This is a genomic window from Candidatus Paracaedibacter symbiosus, assembly GCF_000757605.1.
Lineage (GTDB): Bacteria > Pseudomonadota > Alphaproteobacteria > Paracaedibacterales > Paracaedibacteraceae > Paracaedibacter_A > Paracaedibacter_A symbiosus.
On sequence record NZ_JQAK01000004.1, the window covers coordinates 1 to 2,500 of the forward strand.

At 37.6% G+C, this 2,500-nt stretch carries 2 protein-coding genes; one reads left to right on the forward strand and one right to left on the reverse strand.

The genetic code is table 11. From position 1 onward, the window contains the following. Window positions 1-288 precede the first annotated feature (288 nt). Entirely contained in the window at window positions 289-1,320 is a 1,032-nt protein-coding gene (locus IG80_RS0108495) for an IS110 family RNA-guided transposase (RefSeq protein WP_032113655.1), read from the reverse strand. Window positions 1,321-1,475: 155 nt separating this feature from the next. Here IG80_RS0108495 and IG80_RS0108500 point away from each other — a divergent pair, with 155 nt between their 5' ends. Continuing rightward, window positions 1,476-1,889 carry a hypothetical protein gene (locus tag IG80_RS0108500; RefSeq protein ID WP_032113656.1) on the forward strand — a complete coding sequence of 138 codons (414 nt, stop codon included), beginning with the start codon at window positions 1,476-1,478 and terminating at the stop codon, window positions 1,887-1,889. The last annotated feature ends 611 nt before the right edge of the window (window positions 1,890-2,500 follow it).

Consider the following 2,500-nt stretch of genomic DNA (forward strand, 5'->3'; position numbering starts at 1 on the left):
AATCCTTACCGCAATCCATTACATGATGTATGGACCTGCCGACTGAATCAAGGCTTTTTGAAAAAAATAATTGATGAAAGAAAATCGGCTGCAGTTATGTATACGGCTTAATGATAGGGTATTTTCCCCTCTAGCCCTGATGGAAATCCGCCTTTGAAAAATCCCTATCAATACTTCGGCTTCCAAGAGCCTCAATGTAATGCGGATTTTTCTCAAAGTGGTTTGACCGATACTCACCATCAATTTTTCTCTCCTATGGCCTTTCTTCAGATACGAAACTCTTCTAAATTATACAGTTGCATGCATTCTATAGTTTTCTTCTTTTGCAAGAAGAGCCCAAATCATTCGCCCTATTTTATTGGCGAGCGCAACTATTGCTCGGTTTATTCCTCGCCGTTCAATAATATCCAAGACCCATTTCTCCAGAGAAGATACAGGTTTTTCACGTTGGCTAATCCATCTTATAACAGCCCGAGCTCCATGAATAAGAAGTGTTCGTAAATATAAATCTCCTCTTTTACTAATTCCTAAAAGTCGAGGTTTACCTCCTGTTGAATGTTGCCTTGGCACAAGCCCAAGCCAGGCAGATAACTCTCTACCATTTTTAAATTGTCGAATATCTCCAATTGATCCAACAAGAGCAGAAGCTCCTATGGGGCCAACTCCAGGAATCGTCATTAGTCGCTGTACGGCTTTGTCTTCCTTCCCAAGTCGCTGGAGACGTTCTTCAAGTCTCTTTACTCTTCCTTTAGCAAGCTTGAATTCTTCAACGAGTTCCCCTAAAAGGCCTTTAAAAAGAGGACTGAGTTCTTCAATTTCAGGATCTAGTAGATTTGCTAAAAATTGTTCAAACTTGCTGACTCCCTGAGGAATTGTAATTCCTTGTTCTAAAAGTAACCCTCGAATCTCATTGGTTAAAGCTGTTTTTACCCGTACAAGACGCTCACGAACGCGATGGATAGCTAATATCTCTTGTTGAGCAGAAGATTTTATAGGGACAAATCTCATATGAGAGCGGGTGACAGCTTCAGATATAGCCGCTGCATCTGCTTGATCGTTCTTATTGCTCTTTACATAAGGTTTAACAAATTGAGGCGCTATGAGCTTGACTTCATGCCCCATCTGTTGAAAGCATCTAGCCCAAAAATGAGCGCCCGCACAAGCTTCCATTCCAATTAAGCAACCAGGAAGATTGGCGATAACGATCGGTAATTTTTCTCTACTGACTTTTTTCTGAAGCACAGGCTTTCCTCTTTTATCAATCCCGTGAAGATGAAACCAGTTCTTGCCAAGATCAATTCCTAATGCTTTTATTTCCATGTGGACCTCCTTTTGTTGTTTTTGAGCCTATGAGCTCGTGCATGCCTCAGCTTATTGAGACCAACAAGGCAGGTCCATACCATTAATACTCTGCTCATCTCCATCTTATTCGGACGGGATATAAAGGCAATGAAGCAACAGAAAATGATTTAAGAATGACCTCAAGTGCTTTATATAACGTTGTTTTGTGGAATAATACCTTCTCAGATGAACAAAAATTTCATCGCTTTAGAATAATTCTTGACCTTGAATTAAGACGTTTGGAAAAGTTAAGAAACAAAGCAACCCCACAAGATTATGATACGATTGCTAAAGTTTATTATAACCTTGGTGAGCAATGCTCGAATGCATTTTCTAAATTATTACAATTCCAATATTTTCAGAAAGCCGGAGAATTTGAATCCGTTTATTTAAGCCAAAATAATTTAAATGTAACTGAGCAAGATCTTCTTGATGCCCACCTTATTTATCAGAAAGCTGCAGAAACGATGCAAACGTATGATCAAGCTCTAGCCCAAATATTTTATAATCAAGCTCAGCATTTGAAATTTCTTTTAAATAAAAAATAAAATCTTAACTTCATTAAAAAAGACGATTGACTTAATATTGATTGTTATTATAAAATTAATGCCGAATAGATAATATAATTGGAGAAATAAATTGAGCGCTTTTTTGAAACCATTCAATCTTCTCATAATTGTTAACCTTCTAATCAGTTGCTTTGCTTTATCTAGCGAAGAAATCAAAGAGATTCCTAACCAACATGGCCTTATACTTAAAAAAGTTTATGGTGAGCATAATATTCCTCTTGAATTAGAAGAAACCGGACGTGTTGATACGTATAAAGGAGACGCTGAAAAATATTCTCTTGAAAGTCCTTTTGGTGTTTATCTTGCCTATGATAATAATATTCTTATTGGCGCCCAAGCCATTGACCATACTCTAAAAAATGACACCCTTATGGGAAGTGTAACGACCGATATTTTAGACACTTATCAAGGCAAAGGATATGGTACTAAGTTACGCAAAGCTACCGGAGAATTTATAAGAGACACCTATTTTGGAAAAAATGTTGTTATTGATTCCAAGCAAGGTATAAGTTCATCACCCCTTACTTTCTTACATTCTGACAATGAATGGATGTGGGGAGAAAATATGCCCTCTTTGATGACAGCCCTAA